Annotated in this window: 20 protein-coding genes; 3 read left to right on the top strand and 17 right to left on the bottom strand. The window is 51.4% G+C overall.

The annotated features are described in order from the left end of the window. Positions 1-380 precede the first annotated feature (380 nt). The 14 genes from AEST_RS07930 to yceD all read right to left on the bottom strand — a co-directional run bounded on the left by AEST_RS07930 (position 381) and on the right by yceD (position 11,283). Entirely contained in the window at positions 381-1,172 is a 792-nt protein-coding gene (locus tag AEST_RS07930) for a TatD family hydrolase (protein WP_039925271.1), read from the bottom strand. A 34-nt stretch (positions 1,173-1,206) separates the two neighbouring features. After that, positions 1,207-1,533 carry a PilZ domain-containing protein gene (locus AEST_RS07925; protein WP_008608306.1) on the bottom strand — a complete coding sequence of 109 codons (327 nt, stop codon included), beginning with the start codon at positions 1,531-1,533 and terminating at the stop codon, positions 1,207-1,209. A gap of 12 nt (positions 1,534-1,545) precedes the next feature. After that, positions 1,546-2,487, bottom strand: a complete 942-nt coding sequence (gene holB, locus AEST_RS07920) for a DNA polymerase III subunit delta' (RefSeq protein WP_008608304.1) — start codon at positions 2,485-2,487, stop codon at positions 1,546-1,548. Between the two features lies 1 nt (position 2,488). Then, positions 2,489-3,115: a dTMP kinase gene (tmk, locus tag AEST_RS07915; protein WP_008608303.1), complete on the bottom strand. Its 627-nt coding sequence runs from the start codon at positions 3,113-3,115 to the stop codon at positions 2,489-2,491. Continuing rightward, positions 3,105-4,154, bottom strand: coding sequence for an endolytic transglycosylase MltG (mltG, locus tag AEST_RS07910; protein ID WP_008608302.1), 1,050 nt, complete (start codon positions 4,152-4,154; stop codon positions 3,105-3,107). The genes tmk and mltG overlap by 11 nt, the downstream gene beginning before the upstream one ends. Continuing rightward, positions 4,148-4,945 (bottom strand): aminodeoxychorismate lyase, encoded by a 798-nt coding sequence (pabC, locus tag AEST_RS07905; RefSeq protein ID WP_008608301.1) that lies wholly within the window; start codon positions 4,943-4,945, stop codon positions 4,148-4,150. The genes mltG and pabC overlap by 7 nt, the downstream gene beginning before the upstream one ends. A 157-nt stretch (positions 4,946-5,102) precedes the next feature. Beyond that, positions 5,103-6,341, bottom strand: coding sequence for a beta-ketoacyl-ACP synthase II (gene fabF, locus AEST_RS07900; protein ID WP_008608298.1), 1,239 nt, complete (start codon positions 6,339-6,341; stop codon positions 5,103-5,105). An 81-nt stretch (positions 6,342-6,422) separates the two neighbouring features. Further along, on the bottom strand, positions 6,423-6,659 hold the full coding sequence (gene acpP, locus AEST_RS07895; RefSeq protein ID WP_008608297.1) for an acyl carrier protein: 237 nt from the start codon (positions 6,657-6,659) through the stop codon (positions 6,423-6,425). A gap of 127 nt (positions 6,660-6,786) precedes the next feature. Next, positions 6,787-7,533: a 3-oxoacyl-ACP reductase FabG gene (gene fabG, locus AEST_RS07890; RefSeq protein ID WP_008608296.1), complete on the bottom strand. Its 747-nt coding sequence runs from the start codon at positions 7,531-7,533 to the stop codon at positions 6,787-6,789. Between the two features lie 9 nt (positions 7,534-7,542). After that, positions 7,543-8,478, bottom strand: a complete 936-nt coding sequence (gene fabD, locus AEST_RS07885) for an ACP S-malonyltransferase (protein WP_039925263.1) — start codon at positions 8,476-8,478, stop codon at positions 7,543-7,545. 60 nt (positions 8,479-8,538) lie between these two features. Then, positions 8,539-9,498 (bottom strand): beta-ketoacyl-ACP synthase III, encoded by a 960-nt coding sequence (locus tag AEST_RS07880; protein ID WP_008608293.1) that lies wholly within the window; start codon positions 9,496-9,498, stop codon positions 8,539-8,541. Positions 9,499-9,504: 6 nt separating this feature from the next. Next, positions 9,505-10,536, bottom strand: a complete 1,032-nt coding sequence (gene plsX / locus AEST_RS07875; RefSeq protein ID WP_039925262.1) for a phosphate acyltransferase PlsX — start codon at positions 10,534-10,536, stop codon at positions 9,505-9,507. Positions 10,537-10,575: 39 nt separating this feature from the next. Further along, a complete protein-coding gene (gene rpmF / locus AEST_RS17020; protein WP_008951891.1) occupies positions 10,576-10,740 on the bottom strand; it encodes a 50S ribosomal protein L32 in 165 nt (54 codons plus the stop codon). 15 nt (positions 10,741-10,755) lie between these two features. Next, positions 10,756-11,283, bottom strand: coding sequence for a 23S rRNA accumulation protein YceD (yceD, locus tag AEST_RS07870; protein ID WP_008608291.1), 528 nt, complete (start codon positions 11,281-11,283; stop codon positions 10,756-10,758). Positions 11,284-11,437: 154 nt separating this feature from the next. On the opposite strand from yceD, the gene AEST_RS07865 reads away from it, so the two are divergent. Then, positions 11,438-12,043 carry a Maf family protein gene (locus AEST_RS07865; RefSeq protein WP_008608290.1) on the top strand — a complete coding sequence of 202 codons (606 nt, stop codon included), beginning with the start codon at positions 11,438-11,440 and terminating at the stop codon, positions 12,041-12,043. On the opposite strand, the gene AEST_RS07860 is transcribed toward AEST_RS07865, so the two are convergent. Together AEST_RS07860 and rluC are read right to left on the bottom strand one after the other, a co-directional pair. Beyond that, entirely contained in the window at positions 12,026-12,676 is a 651-nt protein-coding gene (locus AEST_RS07860; protein ID WP_008608289.1) for an HAD-IA family hydrolase, read from the bottom strand. The two genes, AEST_RS07865 and AEST_RS07860, sit on opposite strands and share 18 nt — an antisense overlap. A gap of 34 nt (positions 12,677-12,710) precedes the next feature. Beyond that, positions 12,711-13,664 carry a 23S rRNA pseudouridine(955/2504/2580) synthase RluC gene (gene rluC / locus AEST_RS07855; RefSeq protein WP_008608288.1) on the bottom strand — a complete coding sequence of 318 codons (954 nt, stop codon included), beginning with the start codon at positions 13,662-13,664 and terminating at the stop codon, positions 12,711-12,713. Positions 13,665-14,179: 515 nt separating this feature from the next. Between rluC and rne the strand changes: the two genes are divergently transcribed. Then, the gene (gene rne / locus AEST_RS07850; protein WP_008608285.1) at positions 14,180-17,314 is read left to right on the top strand and encodes a ribonuclease E; all 3,135 of its coding nucleotides are present in this window, start codon (positions 14,180-14,182) and stop codon (positions 17,312-17,314) included. Between the two features lie 196 nt (positions 17,315-17,510). Here the strand turns inward: rne and AEST_RS07845 are convergent, their stop codons facing one another. Then, positions 17,511-18,692: a DcaP family trimeric outer membrane transporter gene (locus tag AEST_RS07845; protein ID WP_008608284.1), complete on the bottom strand. Its 1,182-nt coding sequence runs from the start codon at positions 18,690-18,692 to the stop codon at positions 17,511-17,513. Positions 18,693-18,926: 234 nt separating this feature from the next. On the opposite strand from AEST_RS07845, the gene acs reads away from it, so the two are divergent. Further along, complete coding sequence (gene acs, locus AEST_RS07840; protein ID WP_008608283.1) at positions 18,927-20,882, top strand: acetate--CoA ligase; 1,956 nt, start codon at positions 18,927-18,929, stop codon at positions 20,880-20,882. Positions 20,883-20,979 lie beyond the last annotated feature (97 nt).

The following is a 20,979-nucleotide window of genomic DNA, read 5'->3' as shown; positions in this document are numbered from 1 at the left end:
ATAATAAACCCGAGCTATCGTTGTAGCTGAAGATGAATTTTTTAGATTTTTTTAGAATATAAAGCAGGCTCTTTAGCTTACATAATGATAACAAATTCTGACCCTATAACAGGTCAAATTCAGTAGCTGTGCATAATTGCACGGATAAGCTGGGGATAACTTGGGTATAACCCGACGGATGATTGATGCAAGCGCTTGCTAATTTAGCTGCTTTAGGAACATGAAAATTAGTGAAGCTTGGCTACACTTGATTTTACCTTTTGTAACTTCTTCTCGATAGCGCACGGCTCATTCCCTATGAGCCATTCCCCTAAGCCCGGAACAATTCGGATTGGTTCCGGGCTCCTTTTATCTACTACTTTCAAAATGTTAGGCTATGCTCAAGCGGCTTTGCGTTTGGCTGCTGCCAGCGGGAACAGTGAGTAAAAGTTGGCGCTGGTCTGCTGCGCTAACTCCACTAACGACACCGCCTTAATCTCCGCCATTGCCGCTGCCACGTCAGTAACATAGGCTGGCTGATTGGTTTTACCGCGATGTGGCACCGGCGCCAGATAAGGCGCATCCGTCTCGATCAGTAAACGATCCAGCGGTAATTTACGCACCACCTCACGCAGCTCACTGGCATTACGAAAGGTCATAATGCCCGACAACGAAATATAAAATCCCAGATCTAAAGCCGCCTTAGCCATCTCGTAATTTTCAGTAAAGCAGTGCAATACGCCCCCGGCATCTGCCGCGGCATGGGCTTTCATCAGGGCAATCGTATCAGCACGGGCATCACGGGTATGGATAATCAGCGGCTTTTGTAACTGACGGGCGACATCAATGTGTTTCACAAAGGCATCCTGCTGGCTTAGCTTTGAATCCGGATTATAGAAATAATCCAACCCGGTTTCGCCAACAGCAACGACTTGTTGCTGCGCCGCCAGCTGTAATAACAGTTCAGCATCAACACTATCGGTTTGATGCAGCGGGTGTTCGCCACAGGAGACAGAGACTTCGGAGAAAGGAGCCACCAGTTCGGCCATCGCCGGATACTCAGCTAATGACACGCTAACGCAAAGTAAATGTTCAACCTGGCGTTGCCGGGCATTATCCAAAACCTGCTGTAATGTCAGCCCTAATTTGTCCAACTCCAGACGGTCGAGATGACAATGTGAATCTACAAACAAAATAACCTCAAATTCATTAACTGCATCGCAGTTGTTACATCGTGTATGTAATTTCATTACTGTGTAATTGCACACCCAGTAATTTTTCTATCCGGCTGCTTAAACCATGTTTATCGTCGATAAAGGCCACACCTATTCCTGCCGGATTAGAACTTTGTGCGCCCAGCGGCGATACCCAGGCAACCTTGCCTGTTACCACAACCGGCTCCAGTGCATCAGGCAGGGTAACGCTTAACGCCAGGGATTGTCCCATTTTGTAATGACGGGCCGAGCGGATAAACAAGCCGCCATTTTTGAAAAACGGCATATAACAGCGATAAAGCTCTTTCATATCAGTAAAACCTAATGCCAGCTCTTCCATTCTTGCCTCCGGTTAGCGACGACCAGGCTGAGCGCGCGCCGGCGCCAACAACTGTTGCCACTCACTAAGTATAGCGCTGATTGCCAGACTCTTATTTTGCCCTAAAATCTGCTGCTCGTCACGGCAGAAGCGGATTAAGCTTTGTTGCATAGTCTGCAGCTGCTGTGCACCTAACCGCTGCTCTGAGCTAAATTTATGCAGCAGATAACTCAGGATCAACGACAGATCTGTGCGCCCTTCTAGGGTTTTGAGCATCGGCTGCAGCGGTTGCCGTTGCAACAGTACAGTGAATAACTGCTGTAACAGCGTATCCAGGGTCGCGTACTGGTCCGATTGCAGCAACGCCATGGCTTTTAGCGGCGCCCCGCCACTAAAGCTGATAATAAAATCAGCAATGGGGCCGCTGTGCTGTGCTGCCAGATGATCGGCCAGCGCCTGTGGCGCCAGCGGCGCTATAGCCCAGCGCTGACAACGGCTTAAAATAGTTGGCTTTAAGCGCTGTGCCTGCGCAGTACATAACAGTAAAAAACAGCCTGCCGGCGGCTCTTCCAGTGTTTTAAGTAGTGCATTGGCGGCGGCCTCGGTCATCCGTTCGGTATGACGTACAACTATCACCTTATGGCCATGCTGCTGCGCCCTGCCCTGAGTAAAGTCGGTCAGACGGCGAATTTCATCCACGCCCAGGCTAGTGCCCTCCGGTTGCAGCATCAGTAAATCCGGATGGTTGCCTGCAGCCAGCAACAAACAGCTTTTACACTGGCCACAGTGCTGACCGGCCTGCGGGCTCTTACATAACAGCAAGGCACTCAGCAGCTGCGCCAGCTCAAACTTGCCCATCCCCTCCGGGCCGCTTAGCAATAAAGCATGCGCCAGCCGTTGTTGCTGATACAGCAAGGAGAGCTTATCAAAGCTCTCGGCCAGCCACGGATAATTGTGCAGTTGCACCAGCGCCATCTTAAACTCCGGCCGCAGCCAGGGCAGTCACTAGCGCCTGCTGTACCTCGGCTAGCGGCTGACTGGCGTCAATCACCACGATATTCGGCTCTTTGCCGGCAATTTCCAGATATTTGGCCCGGGTGCGCTGGAAAAAGCTCAGTTGTTCCTGTTCAATCCGATCCAATTCACCGCGGCTGGCAGCACGGGCTAAACCGAGTGCCGGATCAAGATCCAGATACAGTGTCAGATCCGGCCTGGTATTACCCAGTACCGCCTGGCGTAATGTATCAATCAGTTGATCACCGAGTTGCCGGCCACCGCCCTGATAGGCGCGTGACGATAAATCATGCCGGTCAGCCAGCACCCAATTACCGGCAGAGAGCGCCGGCCGGATCACATTGGTCAACAGCTGTACCCGTGAAGCATACATCAGCAGTAGCTCTGTTTCCGGCGCTATCTGCTCTTGAACATCGGCTTGCTTTACCAAAGTCCGTAACTGCTCTGCCAGAGGTGTACCGCCCGGCTCCCGGGTGCAAACCACCTGATGGCCGCGGCTTTCCAGGTATTGCTTCACCGTGGCGATAGCGGTACTTTTACCGGCGCCCTCCAGCCCTTCGATAACGATAAATTTGCCGTTACTGCTCATTATTTTGCCCAAGAATATATTTGCGTACTGCGCTGTTATGTTGCTCTAGTGTTTGTGAAAACACGTGAGAGCCATCACCGCGGCTGACAAAGTAGTAATAATCGCTTTGCTCCGGTGCCGCTGCCGCTTTTAGCGCACTGATACTCACCAGTGAAATTGGCCCCGGTGGCAAACCATGATGCCGGTAGGTATTGTAAGGGTGTGGATCACGCAAATGTGCCCGGGTAATGCGACCATTATAATCTGCTACGCCATAGATCACTGTCGGATCGGTTTGTAAGCGCATCCCGGTATTTAAACGGTTGACGAACACCGAACTAACCAGACCGCGTTCAGCTTGCAAACCACTCTCTTTTTCAATAATCGACGCCAGTATCAACAGCTGATAGGGCGTTTGCAGTGGTAAATCGGGTTGCCGTTGCTGCCAAATCTGCTCCAGCTGCGTTAACAGTGCCTGATGGGCGCGCAACCAGATAGCGCTGGCTTTACTGTTGGCAGTATAAAAATAGGTGTCCGGAAAGAATAATCCTTCCATTTGCTGAGCCAGCTCTGGCATTGGCGCCAATTCGCCCCACTCAGCTGGCCAGCGTAACAGCTGCTGTAATTCGGCGATCTGCTGCAAATCCTGTTGTAAATAAGGTAAATCGACAAAGCGTTGCCAGCTTTGCGCCAGGGTTTCGCCCTCAATCAGGGTAACACTAAATTGTGCGACCCGACCCGAGCGAAACAGTGCCAATGCCTGTTGCAACGACATTTCGGCCTCTACCCGGTACAGGCCCTGTTGCAATTGCGCCTGCTCTGGGTGTTGGCGCAGATAAAGTTTCAACTGCTGGCACTGCCAGGCGGTAAGTTGTTGCTGTGTTTGCCACTGCCGGCATAGTTGTCGGGCCGAGGCACCGGGCTTTACGTCATACAAGGCTTCGCTAAAACGGATCGGCGCCGCCAATAAGGCCTGTTGTGCCTGTTGCCAGTAACTATTGCCGGCAACCAGTACCAGGACCAGTAGTACCGGCAGCCAATAAGATAAACGTCTTAGCATAATACCTGTTGTTGTAAGCTATGCACGGCCGCCATCGGCAGCGGCCGGCCATCTAATTCTCGCACTGCGGCTATCCCCAGCAATGCATTGCTAAAAAACATCGCGCTTAGAAGCGGCAATTCGTGTAGCGCTAACGGCCGCTCAGCGATCTGAGGCTGCTGCTGCATAATATGGCTGCGCATTACCCCTGCTACGCCGCATTTATCCAGCGGCGGGGTGTACCAGTGCCCATGCAACTGATAGAACAGATTGGCGGCACTGCCCTCTATCACCAGATCATTACTGTCTGCCACCACCAAATCATCTAATGCTGTGCCCGCCAGCTCTTGTTTTAGCAGCACCTGCTCCAGCCGGTTACAGTGCTTTAACCCTGCCAACGCCGGTTGTGCTGCCAGACGCAATTTGGCCAGCCCCACCTTTAAACCGGCGGCCTTTAGCGCGCGATAATCCGGCATCGGTGCCTGATACAAATAAAAGCTGACTTCTGCCTTTGGATCCGCTGCATAACCGCGCCCCCCGATACCGCGTGAAATCAGTAGTTTAAAAACGCAGTCAGCTGTCATTTGCCGGGCTTGCACCTGCAGCCAGGCGCTGAGCTGTTGCCAGTCTGGTTCCACAAAGCCAAGGCGCCGGGCACTGTATTGTAGCCGCGCCAGATGCAACGACCAGAGTGCAATTTCACCCTGACTTACCCGCATTGTCGTAAACAAGCCATCGCCATATTGTAAAGCGCGGCAGCCGCCGGCAACGGCGGTACTGTTTGGCGAATTAATCAGGATGAAATCAGCCATATCTGCTCTTTACAAAAATTTGCCACAGCTTTGCATAAGGTTGAGCTCAGTATGCCTTAAGGCTGCCGCCTTGCAAAGCAAAGCCCGGTTTAGCGGCTTTAGCTGCATAAAAAAACCGCAGTATTTAACTGCGGTTTCTTGCAAACAGCATCGCGGCTTAGATTTTCTTAAACAAAATCGAGCCGTTAGTGCCACCAAAACCAAAGGAGTTACACAGTGCATACTCCAGTTTCGCCTGACGCGCCTGATGCGGCACATAGTCCAGATCACAACCTTCGCTTGGATTATCCAGGTTAATGGTTGGCGTCACCAGCTGATCCTGCAGCGACAGCACGGTAATAATGGACTCCACTGAACCGGCAGCCCCTAACAGGTGACCAATCATCGACTTCGATGAGCTGACCATCAGTTTATCCAAGTTGTTGGCAAATACGGTTTTAATCGCCATGGTTTCCGCGATATCACCCGCTGGCGTTGAGGTACCGTGGGCATTGATATACTGCACTTGCTCTGGGTTAACCTGAGCATCATTCAGTGCATTTTTCATCGCAAGGGCAGCGCCATCACCGTTTTCCGGTGGCGAGGTCATATGGTAGGCATCACCGCTCATGCCAAAACCGACCAGCTCGGCGTAAATTTTCGCACCACGGGCCTTGGCATGCTCATATTCTTCCAACACCATCACACCGGCACCGTCGCCCAGCACAAAACCGTCACGGTCTTTATCCCAGGGCCGGCTGGCTTGCTGCGGCGCATCGTTACGGGTTGATAACGCGCGAGCCGCGCCAAACCCCCCCATACCGAGCTCGGTTGAAGCTTTTTCAGCACCACCGGCTACCATCACATCGGCATCGCCATAAGCAATCATCCGCGCGGCCTGACCAATATTGTGTACACCTGTAGTACAGGCGGTAACGATACTGATATTCGGGCCTTTTAAACCCAGCATAATCGACAGCTGGCCGGCAATCATATTAATAATGGTTGATGGCACAAAGAACGGTGATAAACGCTTCGGGCCACTATTCATCAGCTTGGTGTGGTTTTCTTCAATTAAACCTAAACCACCAATACCGGAACCGATAGCGGCACCAATGCGATGGGCGTTCACTTCATTGATTTCCAGGCCGGAGTCACGAAAGGCCTGCATGGCTGCTGCTACGCCGTATTGGATAAACAAATCCATTTTTTTGGCGTCTTTCGCCGGGAAATAAGGCTCAACATCAAAATCTTTGACTAAGCCGGCAAATTTAGTTGTATAAGCACTGGTGTCAAAGTGCTCGATCAGGCCAATGCCGCTTTTCGCCTGCTGCAGTCCCTGCCAGCTGCTGGTCACATCATTGCCCAGCGGCGTCAACATTCCTAAACCTGTTACCACTACACGACGTTTTGCCACCGTGTCCTCCGTAGATACCTGTTTTTCTGATTCTTAAAACGAAAACGGGTAGCCTCGCTACCCGTTTCTCAAGCTTTCGGCTTATTCAGCGTGGGCTTTGATGTAATCAATGGCTGATTGCACCGTGGTGATTTTCTCTGCTTCTTCGTCTGGAATTTCAGTATCGAATTCTTCTTCCAGCGCCATCACCAGCTCTACTGTGTCCAGTGAGTCTGCACCCAGATCGTCAACGAAAGAAGCTTCGTTTTTCACTTCTTCTTCTTTAACGCCCAGTTGTTCAACAATAATCTTTTTAACGCGTTCTTCGATGTTGCTCATCTTTTCTTCCTTTTTCTCATCTAAATCGCAACAAATCGTGCAATTTGGTTTGGCGCTAGTTTATGCGTAAGCAGGGGTTGATGCAAGCAATGCCCTTGGCATTTTTTGCTGGTCAAACCTGATTTGCTTACACCATATACATACCGCCGTTAACGTGAACTGTTTCACCGGTAATATAGGCTGCCTGCGTGGACGCCAGAAATGCCACTGTCGCCGCAATTTCTTCTGGCTGCCCTAAACGATTTGCAGGGACTTGCGAGAAAATAGCTTCTTTTTGCTCGTCCGACAACTCTTTCGTCATGTCCGTATCAATAAAACCCGGTGCGATAGCATTTACGGTAATACCGCGTGATGCCACTTCACGGGCCAGTGATTTGGTAAAGCCCAGCACACCCGCTTTCGCCGCAGCATAATTGGTTTGTCCGGCATTGCCCATTGAGCCCACTACTGAGCCAATAGTAATGATGCGGCCAAAACGCTTTTTCATCATGCTACGCAGTACCGCCTTGCTCAGCCGATACACCGAAGTTAAATTGGTCTGCATAATATCAAACCATTCTTCATCTTTCATCCGCATCAGCAGATTATCGCGGGTAATACCGGCATTATTTACCAGAATATCGATCTCGCCAAAGCTTTCTTTGATTTGCGCCAGGCACTGCTCAACAGAATCGGCATCGGTCACATTCAACACTAAACCTTTGCCGTTAGCGCCCAGATAGTCAGAAATAGCGGCTGCGCCCTTCTCACTGGTCGCGGTACCGACTACTTTGGCACCCAGAGCAGCCAGTTGCTCAGCAATGGCTTTACCAATCCCACGGCTGGCGCCTGTTACCAGCGCGACCTTACCTTCTAATGAAATAAATGCTGTCATCTTGTTACCTTATTCTGCTGTAAGGGCAGCGCTTAACGCGGCGCTATCGGTAATTGAGCTGGTGTTCAGCTCTTTATTAATGCGTTTAATCAGGCCACTTAGTACCTTGCCCGCGCCCAGTTCCAGTACTTCGGTCACGCCCTGCGCGGCGAAATACTCAATGGTTTCCGTCCAGCGCACCGGGCTATACAGCTGACGAATTAATGCCTCTTTAATTGCTTCAGCACTGTCTGCCAACTCGACATCAACATTATTAACCACAGGTATGACCGGCATATTAAAATGCAGCGCAGCTAAATCAACGGCTAGTTGCTCAGCTGCCGGGCGCATCAACGCACAATGTGACGGTACGCTTACTGGCAACGGCAGCGCGCGTTTGGCTCCGGCCGCTTTACAGGCTTCACCGGCCCGCTCTACCGCAGCTTTATGACCGGCAATCACCACCTGCCCCGGTGAGTTGTAGTTAACCGGCGCCACGACTTCACCCTGAGCCGCGTCGGCACAGGCTTTGGCAATGGCCGCATCGTCCAGACCAATAATTGCTGCCATGGCGCCAGTACCGGCCGGCACGGCCTGCTGCATATACTGGCCACGCTTTTCCACCAGTTTTACCGCATCGGCCAAAGACAATACGCCCGCACAAACCAGTGCCGAGTATTCTCCTAACGAGTGACCGGCAAAATAGGCTGGCGTAGCGCCGCCTTGTTGCTGCCATACACGCCAGACGGCAACAGAAGCCGTTAATAATGCCGGCTGGGTGCGCTGGGTTTCATTCAGCTGCTCTTCCGGGCCATTCGCAACCAGTGCCCATAAATCATAACCCAGTGCCGCTGAAGCTTCGTTAAACGTATCCTTTACCAGCGGGTAAGTTTGATACAGATCGGCTAACATGCCAACACTCTGTGAACCCTGACCTGGAAAGACAATTGCAAGTTTTTTCGTCATCGTTATACCCTGTTAAAAGGTGCCTGCATTGAAATTAAGAATTTTCATTGAAATAAAAGCTTAGTAGCGAACCAGTGCAGAGGCCCAGGCGAAACCGCCGCCAAAGGCTTCTAACAATAAGGTTTGACCACGCTGAATCCGACCATCACGTACTGCTTCATCCAGCGCTGTCGGTACGGTCGCCGCCGAGGTATTGCCATAGCGATCCAGGTTAATCACCACCTGATCCATCGACATATCCAGTTTACGCGCCACCGCAGCAATAATTCGTAAGTTCGCCTGATGCGGCACCAGCCAGTCGATTTGCGATTTGTCCATATTATTAGCGGCCAGGGTTTGCTCAACCACTTCAGACAGCTTGGTCACGGCAACTTTAAAGACGTCGTTACCCTTCATGCTACCCCAGGAGTTATGTACCGAGGCTTCGTCACCGCGAATAGGGTTATCGACGTAAAGCAATTCTGAGTATTTACCGTCAGCATGAATATGGGTCGATAAAATGCCCGGCTGTTCTGACGCTTCCAGTAACACAGCACCGGCGGCATCACCAAACAGGATCACCATAGAGCGATCTTCCGGGCTGACCAGCTGTGACAGGCAGTCTGAGCCAATCACCAGGATACGTTTTGCCAGACCGGTTTTAATGTATTGATCGGCAATACTTAAGGCATAACAAAAACCGGCGCAGGCGGCAGCAATATCGAAGGCAGGAATAGCAGGAATATCCAGTTCGCGTTGAATTTCGCAGGCAGCACTGGGTAAGGCGCGCGAGGCACTGGTGGTGGCGCAGATAATCATATCGACACTGTTTTTATCAACGTTGGCCGCTTCCAGTGCTTTACGGGCAGCAGCAGCACCCATGGTCGCCACACTTTCGTCTTTACCGATAATGCGCCGCTCTTTAATACCGGTGCGTTCGATAATCCATTCGTCTGTGGTTTCCACCATAGACTCTAAGTCCGCATTAGTGCGGACTGTTGCCGGAAAATAACTTCCGGTACCAATAATTCTTGAGTACATGCTGGCCTATGCTTTATCTATCAGAACCTGTTCCAGCCGATCTTTTATTTTTGCAGGTACCTGGCGTTGAACCTCGCACACTGCTTGTCGGATGGCACTTAAAAATGCGTCTTTCGTCGCATTTCCATGACTTTTCACTACAATGCCGCGCAATCCTATCAGACTTGCACCATTATACTGGTCGGGGTTCATCCCCTGATAAAGACTTTTTAGGGCAGGTTTACACAGCCAGCTTAATAAAGCAGCAAAAGGCCGCTGTTTCACACCTTGTTGCGCCCGCTTCAGGATCAGTTTCGCTACCCCTTCGCAGGTTTTTAGCGCCACATTACCGACAAAGCCATCGCAAACAATCACATCCGCCTTACCGGAGAAAATATCATTACCTTCGATATAGCCGATATAATTCAGATCCCGGCATTCCTGCAGTAGCTGTGAGGCACGTTTGATTTGATCAGAGCCTTTAATTTCTTCTTCGCCCATATTCAGTAAGGCCACGCGCGGCGCCCGGATGCCGATCACTTCTTCGGCCATCACCGCGCCCATCACCGCAAACTGAAACAAGGTGTCGGCGTCACAATTGACAGTAGCACCTAAATCCAGCATATACACTGGCTTACCGTTGCAGCTGGGTAAGGCACTGACCAGCGCAGGCCGCTCGACGCCATTGAGCATTTTCAGCACATAGTGCGCCATCGCAATCAGAGCACCGGTATTACCGGCAGAGACACAGGCCTGGACCGTACCCTGCTCGACCAGATCGAGGGCGTGGCGCATCGAAGAGTCGCGTTTAGTGCGTAAAGCCAATGAGGGTTTATCGGCCATCGAAACCTGATCGTCACTGTGCACAAAGCGAATGCGCGGATGCGCAGCAACGCCTGCTTCAGTCAGCATACGGCTAAGCAGTGGCTGGTCACCACAAAACACAAGTTCGAGTTCGGGGAATTCTGTTAGCGCTGCCAGGGCGGCAGGTATAGTAGATCGGGGGCCGAAGTCGCCCCCCATCATATCTAAAGCCAGAGTCGGCTTTAGCGGCTGCACTTTACTACCAGTAAAGACCGTCAGGACAAGGGTCCAGACTTATTTTACTTTACGGCCTTTATAGAAACCGTCGGCAGTAATGTGGTGACGACGGTGCGTCTCACCTGAAGTTGAATCAACTGACAGCGTTGGGCCAGTTAAAGCATCGTGTGAACGACGCATGTCACGACGTGCACGAGATTTTTTGTTTTGCTGAACAGCCATTGTATTTCTCCTAAATCACTTTTTCTTCAATTCTTGCAGCACTGCAAACGGGTTGGGCTTTTCCGGCTCCGGGCCTATGTCACCGAAACTCATGCTGTCTGGATTAACTGAACAATCTTCAGGCGCATGCATCGGGTACAAAGGAAGCGTCAGAATCAACTCGTCTTCAATCAGCTGCCGTAAATTAATTTCGCCGTGTTCATCACGTTCGATCACGTCGTAGCGCTCAGGAATCAACTCCAAAGCCGCATCATCATCTCCGTTAACCGGAGTATATGCAAAACTGCAGTCTAGTGTTAGCGGCATCGCTTCGCCACATCGCTCACACTTTACACTTACCAGACAAGTTGCTGTACCCTGTAGTACAGTCAGTCCCTGCTGGTCAGTTCCGCATTCAATTCTGACTGTTACATCGCCGTCGTTATTCAGCAAGCTCTCAGAAAGTCGGCTTAACGTACTCAGCACAATAATGCCTTCGTAGTCTGACCGCTTTTGCGCTGCCTTTACCGGATCCAGCGTAACAGGTATTTTCACTTTTTGCATAAGGCGCGCATCATATAGAAGCAGTCCCTGAGTGTCAAAGGGTTCTGCAGGTTTTTTAACATATTTCTCGCTGCTTTCTGGCGAATAGCGCGGCTTCGCATTATAGTGCGCCCGCCCCCTGAATCATAGCGTGAAATCACCCTAAGGATGAAAAATGACTACGCAGCAGCATCCGCCACTCTATCTGGCCTCGACCTCTGTTTACCGGCGCGCCTTGCTGCAAAAGCTGACTACACAGTTTAACTGCGTTAAACCAGAGGTCGATGAAAGCCCTTTACCTGACGAAACCGCAGAAGCTCTGGTTAACCGGCTGGCGCTCGCTAAAGCCAAGGCAGTAGCCGCGACGCTCAAAGCCGGTTTAGTGATAGGGTCGGATCAGGTGGCGGTATTTCAGGGGGAAATACTTGGTAAGCCACATACTGTAGCTAATGCTGAAGCCCAGCTTAGACGGTTTAGCGGCCAGGCGGTGACGTTTTTAACCGGGCTGGCCGTGGTGAATGCAGCAACCGGCAAGGTTCGGCAAGCGATTGAACCCTTTGTGGTGTATTTTCGTGAGCTGAGTGAGGCCGAAATCCGCCACTATGTGGCGCGGGAACAGCCGCTGGATTGCGCCGGCAGCTTTAAAAGTGAGGGGTTGGGCATCGCCCTGTTTGACAAACTGCAAGGTGATGACCCCAACAGCCTAATTGGCTTACCACTGATCAGGCTGCTGGCGATGCTACGTGATGAAGGCTTAAACCTGTTACTGCAAAACCAGTGAGGTTAACTCAGGTAAGCGGTCAATAATCGCCAGCGGCTGATATTGCGCCAATACCGATACCGGATGAGCGCCATGGCTTACCCCTACCCTTGGCATATTAATCGCCTGTGCCATCTTTAAGTCATGGCTGGTATCGCCGACCATAATAGCCTGTTCCGCATTAACACCGAGTTCAGTGATAATTTGCTTAAGCATATCCGGATGCGGCTTTGACTGCGCTTCATCGGCACAGCGGCTGGTAGCAAAGTATGGCGCCAGCCCGGTTTCGGCAAACATCCGATCCAGCCCTTTGCGCGCCTTACCGGTTGCCACTGCCAACAGGATATTCTGCTCAGCCAGCTGCTTTAACGTTGCCTCAGCACCTGCAAACAAGGGTGTAGGCGTGGTGTCATGCAGCACATATTGATCGCGATAATGTTCAAATATTTGCTGCCGCTGGGCTTTATTGGCGGTCGGAAACAGCTGGTCAAAGGCCGGATCCAGGCTCAGGCCAATAATTTGCTTTACCGCATCATGGCTGGGTACCTCTAATGCGGTTAAGGCTGCGGCGGCACGCATTGAAGACACAATGCGTCCGACCGAGTCCATCACCGTACCGTCCCAATCGAAAATAACCAGTTTTACTGCTGACATCACTACTCCGCGTCGTTACGCTTTTTATAACTTGCTACTTACGGTTTAACCGTTCCAGAGTCTGGCTTAATTTCGGATCCAGTGGCGCTTCAAAGCGCATAGTGGTTTCGCTGATTGGATGGATAAAGCTTAAGCTAAAGGCATGCAGAAACAGCCGGTTAAGTCCAATTTGCTGCATCTGCTGGCTAAACTGGTTATCACCGTATTTATCATCACAGGCAATCGGATGGCCTTTACAGGCGGTATGAACCCGGATCTGATGGGTACGGCCGGTAACCGGAAAGGCTTCTACCAAGGTGCCTTCCTGATAGCGCTGCAAAATCCGAAACCGGGTTTCCGATGGCTTGCCTTCCACAGCATCCACTTTGACCACCCGCTCACCGGACTGCAGCGTATTTTTTCGCAGCGGCTCTGTGACCTTGCGTACTTTGTTATCCCAATCGCCGGCAACCAGCGCCCAGTATTTTTTCTCTACCGTTTTATTGCGTAGCTGCTCGTGTAAATGCGTTAAAACCGAGCGCTTTTTCGCGATCAGCAAACAGCCCGAGGTATCGCGATCCAACCGATGCACCAATTCCAGATGCTTAGCGTCCGGGCGCAGCGCCCGCAGCGCTTCTATTACACCAAACTGTAAACCACTGCCACCATGCACCGCCATGCCAGAGGGTTTATTCAGTACGATCAAATCTTTATCTTCATACAAAATATGCTGCTCAAGATCTTTGACCAGACTCAATTTCACCGATACCGCATCGGGTTCGCTGGCAACGGTTAACGGTGGCACCCGCACCACATCACCCTGCTCTAATTTATACTCAGGTTTGATGCGTTTTTTATTCACCCGCACCTCACCTTTGCGCAAAACGCGGTAAATCACACTTTTTGGTACACCGCGCAGCCGGGCGATTAAAAAGTTGTCTATGCGCTGACCGATGAAATCATCTTCAATTTCAATCATTTGTACTGGCAATTTTATTTCATCGGTCATGTTTGCAAAATACTCAGCTAAAATTACAATTCAGTTGCTAATCAGCGCAGATTAGTGGGATAATCAGCCCGCTAATTGTGCCGAAATACGGCAATTAGGGCGCTCAAAGTGACATAAGAGAATTTGTGCGGCACCGTCAGGGGATGTGATCATACCGAAATCGTGGTGAAAACCAATGTTTTTTATAACCCCGGCGTTAATCCACTGCCACTTGCCTGAGGTAATGTTGAGTAATTTGTTACCAATAACGGCAAACCACAAAGTCCGGTCACCGGGCAACAACAGTAAAGATTAGTCAGAACACAACGCCTGCAGGCGCTGTGTGTCAGAAAGCATAACGAAAACCCCGCTGCCAGGCACTGTTTTGCCGGCAGCGGGGTTGTAAAACGTAAAATTAGGTTCCCTCAAGCACCCAGTCGTGAGACTGCACCCTTCTGTGTTTGATAACGGCTGACACTCAGGTGCCCGGTTGTTGTGTTGTGGCTTCGCAATAGAGTCACCACACAATGAAAAGAATGTTAATTAATGCCACGCAGGAAGAAGAAATCCGCGTAGCCCTGGTCGATGGCCAGAAACTGTACGACCTGGACATTGAAAGCCCAGGCCATGAACAAAAGAAAGCCAATATTTACAAAGGTAAAATCACGCGGGTCGAGCCGAGTTTAGAAGCCGCCTTCGTTGACTACGGTGCTGAGCGCCATGGTTTCCTGCCGTTAAAAGAAATCTCCCGCGAATACTTCCCTGCTGGTTACAGCTTCGATGGTCGTCCAAACATCAAAGAAGTGGTAAAAGAAGGTCAGGAAGTCATTATCCAGATCGATAAAGAAGAACGTGGCCAAAAAGGCGCCGCGCTAACCACCTTTATCAGCCTGGCCGGTTCTTACCTGGTACTGATGCCGAATAACCCGCGCGCCGGTGGCATTTCCCGTCGTATTGAAGGCGATGAGCGTCAGGAATTAAAAGATTCCTTAGGCCAGCTGGAAATGCCGGATGGCATGGGTCTGATTGTGCGTACCGCTGGTGTTGGCAAATCCTACGAAGAGCTGGATTACGACTTAAAAGCCCTGCTGAAACACTGGTCGGCTATTACCGAAGAAGCGCAGAAACGTGCCGCGCCTTTCCTGATCCACCAGGAAAGCAATGTGGTATTCCGTGCTATTCGTGATTATCTGCGCCGCGATGTCGGTGAGATCCTGATCGACAGCCAGAAGATTTTCGAAGAAGCCAAGGTTTATATCCAACAGTTTCGCCCGGACTTCGCGCACCGCGTCAAGATGTATCAGGGTGAAGTGCCGCTGTTTATGCACTATCAAATTGAAAACCAGATCGAAACCGCCTTCCGCCGTGAAGTGCGTTTACCCTCTGGCGGCTCTATCGTTATCGACAGCACCGAAGCCTTAACTGCGATTGATATTAACTCCTCGAAAGCCACTAAAGGCGGCGATATTGAGGAAACCGCCTTTAATACCAACCTGGAAGCGGCCGATGAAATCGCCCGCCAACTGCGGTTACGTGACCTGGGCGGTCTGATCGTGATCGACTTTATCGATATGACGCCGGTACGGCATCAGCGTGAAGTGGAAAACCGTTTAAAAGACGCCGTGAAGCAAGACCGTGCCCGGGTACAAATTGGCCGGATTTCGCGTTTTGGTCTGCTGGAAATGTCACGGCAGCGTTTACGTCCGTCACTGGGTGAGTCAGCCGGTCATGTCTGTCCGCGTTGTCATGGCCGCGGCACTATCCGCAGTGTTGAGTCCTCTGCCCTGTCAATTTTACGTTTAATCGAAGAAGAAGCGATTAAAGATAACACCAGCCAGGTGCAGGCACAGGTGCCGGTATCGGTTGCTACTTATCTGATGAACGAAAAACGTGAAGGTGTACGTCGCATCGAGCAGCGCAATGGCGTCCAGGTGTATGTGATCCCGAATGAGCATCTGGAAACACCAAACTACGAAGTGATCCGCATCCGTATCGATGAAGAGATCGAAGATGTCAGCTATAACCTGACCAAGGTACCGGAACACACTACCAAGCTGTACCAGCCGGCTTCTGAAGCGGTAAAAGAGAAACCGGCGGTATCAGCGCTGAGTATGGCGCAAACTGCTGCGCCGGCACCACAACCGAAAGCTGTTGTTGCAGAAACCGCGGCCCCTGTGGCCAGTACACCAGGTTTATTCAGCCGTTTAGGAAGTTGGTTATCGGGTTTATTTGCCGCACCGGCAGTGGAAAAACCGGCGGATAAACCGAAAGAGAAATCAGCCGCCCGTCCGGAGCAACGTGGTGAGCGTGGTGAACGCGGCGATAACAGAAGACGTAATAACCGGAATAAACGCCGGGATCAGGTCGAGAAAGTTGCCGATAAAGCACAGGATAAGGTAAGCGAAGACAAAGCGAACCAGAGCAGTCGCCCAGAGCGGCAGGAACGTCCGAAACAACAGGAGCGCCAGCCACGGCCGCAAGAAGCCCGTAAAGCGCCGGCTGAAGCTAAGGTCGATAAGGTAGAACGAGAGGAAGCAGACGAGCCAAATAGCCGTGCCGCTGCTGCTGAGCGTCGGGCCCGCCGCCAGTTACAGCGTTCAGTGCGGGTAGCGAAAGCAGAAGCTGTCGCTAACACTGCTGCAACCGAAGCACCGGTGACCGCTGCTGAGCCTGCGGTAAGCACAACAGTGACCGCGGTAGTTGACGCAGCGCCAGAAGCTCTGACCAAGGCACCTGAGGCTGTTGTTGATACTGTTGTTGATACCTCTGCTCAAGCGACTGTTGCCACAGCAGCAGTGCCTGAAACCGAGGTGTTAGCTGATGATGCCGCAGAAGCTGCAGAGCCGCGCAGCCGCAGCCGTCGTTCACCACGTCATCTGCGCGCTGCCGGTCAGAAGCGTCGCAAAGAGCAAACCGATAATGCCGTTGAGGAAACAGCTGCCGCAGATGAAGCGATAACAGCCACTGTCACAGCGGAACAAGCTGCTGTTAGTAGCCAAGCAGAGACCCCTGTTGCTGCAGCCACAGCCGAGACTGCAGCGACTATCGCCTCAGAGCTTGTTACTGAGACGGTCGCAGAGCCTGTGGTTGTCGCAGTTGAGGTGGCTACTGATGACGCTGTTAAGGCAGCTGCGTCAGAGGAAAGCGCTGTCGATGCTGAAGACAAACCAGCCCGTAGCCGCAGCCGTCGTCGCACGACAAAAGCGGATACCGCTGATACCGTAACGCAAGCGCCTGTTGCTGAGACTGAAGTGGCAGCAGTAGAGGTCACGGCAACTGAGGAAGCGGTCGCCAGCCAGAGCAGCCCTGAGCAACAAAGCCTGGCGTTAGAACCGGCCGTTGAGCAAGCCGCAGCCACTGAGTCAGCCGCAGCAGCGCCGGTGCAGCCAACATCAGCCGCGCCAGTTGAAGCAGCAACCGCAACTGTTGCAGTTGAAACAGCAGTAGCACCTGCTACGGCCAAGCGCCCTGCGGGCAGCCGCTTTGGCAATATGGTAGTCGCTGAAATGACTAAGCCAACGGCGGTTACCGATACGCAGCAGGAGATTGTGATCAATGCTGCCAGCGCCGAACAGCGTCCGGTTGTGCAATCGTCTGAGCGGCCAGCCGGTTCAGCCTTTGCCCGTCAGACAGTATCTGCGCCTATGACCAAACCTGGTCAAGCGGAGTAAATCACCACTCTGTAGCAAAAGCCGGCAAATGCCGGCTTTTTTATTATCTTCTTTTAAGTATCTTTCTTTTCGATACCTTTTTTTTAAGTATATCGCTGTCGGATCGCGAACAGTCAGCCAGCAATATCTGATACAAACTAGCAGCAATAAAAAACCACCGTCAGAGCGGTGGTTTTTTACTAGGCATCAGCCTGGCTTAGAAGTCGTACTTAGCGCTGAACTGAATGCGATGCATATCACCGTCGCGGCCGCTTTCAATTTCACGATTAGCAAACTTATATTCAATACCCATCATAAACTTCGGATTGAACTGATACAGAGCATTAGCGCTGTAGCTGTGAGTACTCTTAGTTACACCGGTTCCGGTTAAGGTGGTATCGTTATCGGCACTTAACATTGAGTACAGGAAGGTAGAACGCCACTTGTCATTCCACAGGTGACGATAAGCCACAGAGAATGCCGTTACGTCAATTGCTTCCAGCCGGGCCGCATTAGTGGTGCCTGTTAACACCGCGCCATTAATGGTATTTAAGCCCACATAACGGCCTAAGCCCTTACCATGGTTCAGGGTGAAACGGATATCATCATTGTTTGCCAGATTAAACTTACCGCTGAACGATACACCATAAGAGGTGACGGTATCGTCAAACACGCCCTCGTCGATAGCGATTTGGCGTAATAAACCGCCCAGACGGAAAGACGCATTACCGGCTTTAAAACTGTAGCCGAAGGTCAGATCCGGTGTCGCATTATCATCAGTGGTAATGCGGGCCCCACCACCAAAGGGCGTGATGGTACTTTCCGGGTTCTCTAAGGCTACCGAGAAATTACCAGAGGTGTAACGGATTTGCGCCTGACGGATAAACACAGCTGCATCAGGGTTACCAACGAAGTCCAGTGTATCTGGCAGCGATTGCAGATCCATAAAGTTTGACCAGGTTTGTCCGACAGTCCAGTTTTTGTAGGTAACAAATGCATGCCGAATAACCGGGCTGTAACCATTAGTGGTTCGCTCATCGTTACCATTATTACTGGTCAACATGTCAAACTCTAAACGACCGGCTAGTTTCTCGCCATCACCCAGATCGGTTGATGTTGCAAAGAAGAAGCGCGATTGACGGGCATGGGCATCAAAACGTGACGCGCTGCTGCCTGTAGCTGAAACCGGAGTTAACGAAGGCACATAGAAATCACGACCGAGAAAATTGCTAATTTCACCGTCTGATGTCTCGGTGTACATCATATCTAATTTAATAAAACCACCGTAGGTAACTTCGGTATCGCCAACTTTAAAACCGTTATTAGCCTGAGCCGCACCTGCTGTCAGGGCAAGTGCCACAGCTGCAGTCAGGGCGTTGAGCGTCTTTCTTTGTCTCATCTGGAGTTCTCCATTGGTTTTTATAGTTTTACTGTCTTCGCGGTTATTTTACAGAAACTACAGCTGGCAGTCTCTTCTTTGTAAACTTTGGTCGACACTATCGTTATGCGCAATTAGCCTTTAGTCGCAGTTCGCATAACCGCAGCAGCTCGTCTAGACTATGGTCTAATTCCTTTTATGTGAATGCTCCTTTAGAAATACCTCATTATTTTAATAAGCTCCGCAGGGGATGTTATGACACAAGCAACACTTTATCCGGTACCGGAAACCATCAAACAACGCGCTCATGTCACCAATGAGCAATATCTTGAGATGTATCGCGGATCGGTAGAGCAGCCGGAAGCTTTCTGGAACGAACATGGTAAAAGACTGGACTGGATCAAGCCTTATACTCAGGTAAAAGACACCAGCTTCGCTTTGGGTAACGTTAGCATCAAATGGTTTGCTGACGGCGTACTGAATGCCAGCGTTAACTGTCTGGACCGTCACCTGGCAACGCGGGGCGATCAGGTTGCCTTTTATTGGGAAGGCGATGAGCCTGGCATTGAGAAAAAAGTCACGTATCGCGAGCTATACGAAGAGACCTGTCAGTTGGCAAATGCGATGCGCTCTTTAGGTGTTGGCAAGGGGGATAGAGTTACTATTTATCTGCCGATGATCCCACAGGCGGCAGTAGCGCTGCTGGCTTGCGCCCGCATTGGCGCTGTGCACTCAGTGGTTTTTGCTGGATTCTCACCAGATGCGCTGGGTAGCCGGATCACCGACTGTGATTCCAAGCTGGTGATCACCACCGATCAGGCCCTGCGTGGTAGCCGGGCCACCAACCTGAAAGATAATACTGATATCGCTTTGGCGCATCTGGGTGATGCCAATCCGGTGCAGAACGTTATTGTGATTAAACACGTTGGTAAGCCGATTGATTTTCATCAGGGCCGCGATCTGTGGTACCACGAGCTGATTGCTGCGCAGCCAAAAGAGTGCGTGCCTGAGCCGATGAACGCCGAAGATCCGCTGTTTATTCTTTATACCTCAGGCTCAACAGGTAAGCCAAAAGGGGTACTGCACACTACCGGCGGCTACCTGGTGTATGCCGCTATGACCCATCAGTATGTGTTTGATTACCACGATGGTGATATCTACTGGTGCGCCGCCGACGTCGGCTGGGTTACCGGTCACAGCTATATTGTCTATGGCCCGTTGGCCAACGGGGCCAGCAGCGTGATGTTTGAAGGGGTACCTACCTACCCCAGCGTGAAGCGTATCGCTCAGATTGTCGATAAATATCAGGTCAATATTCTGTATACCGCACCTACCGCCATTCGTGCCCTGATGGCACATGGTGAGGCGCCGGTTGAAGGCACCAAGCTGAGTTCACTTCGGGTTTTAGGTAGTGTGGGTGAACCCATCAACCCTGAAGCCTGGAACTGGTATCACGATAAGTTTGGTAAGGGCAACTGCCCTATCGTTGATACCTGGTGGCAAACTGAAACCGGTGGCATTTTGATTACGCCGTTACCGGGTGCCACTGCTTTAAAGCCCGGCTCAGCGACCCGTCCGTTCTTCGGTGTCAAACCGGCCATCGTCGATAACGAGGGTAAAACGGTTACTGGCGCGGGTGAAGGCAATCTGGTGATTACCGACAGCTGGCCGGGTCAAATGCGTACCCTGTATGGCGATCACGAGCGCTTTGAACAAACCTATTTCAGCACCTATCCGGGCAGTTACTTTACCGGTGACGGTTCGCGCCGGGATGAAGATGGCTATTACTGGTTAACCGGCCGGGTCGACGATGTGTTAAACGTCTCAGGCCACCGTCTGGGCACTGCGGAAATCGAAAGCTGCCTGGTAGCTCATGAGGCTATCGCCGAAGCCGCTGTGGTTGGCTATCCGCACGATATTAAGGGCCAGGGCATTTATGTTTATGTCACGCCGCGGGTTGGTGTTGAACCCAGTGAAGATCTGACGAAAGCCATTCGTGCCTGGGTACGTGAAGAAATTTCACCTATTGCCAGTCCGGATCTGATACAGTGGGCTCCAGCAGGCCTACCGAAGACCCGCTCAGGTAAGATCATGCGTCGTATTCTGCGGAAAATTGCTGCGAACGAGCATGACCAATTAGGTGATATTTCCACCCTGGCCGATCCGTCAGTAGTTGAAATTCTGGTGAATAACCGCTTAAATCGTAAGTAGGACACCAACACCGCTCCCTGAGCTTGCGTGTCTCCAGTTGCAGCAGAAAGGCCGCCACATTGCGGCCTTTCTTATAACTATAACCAGAACTATGCTG

The sequence above is a fragment of the Alishewanella aestuarii B11 genome, assembly GCF_000280055.1.
Lineage (GTDB): Bacteria > Pseudomonadota > Gammaproteobacteria > Enterobacterales > Alteromonadaceae > Alishewanella > Alishewanella aestuarii.
The sequence above is the reverse complement of the archived record's forward strand: the minus strand, read 5'-3'. Positions and strand labels throughout refer to the sequence as shown.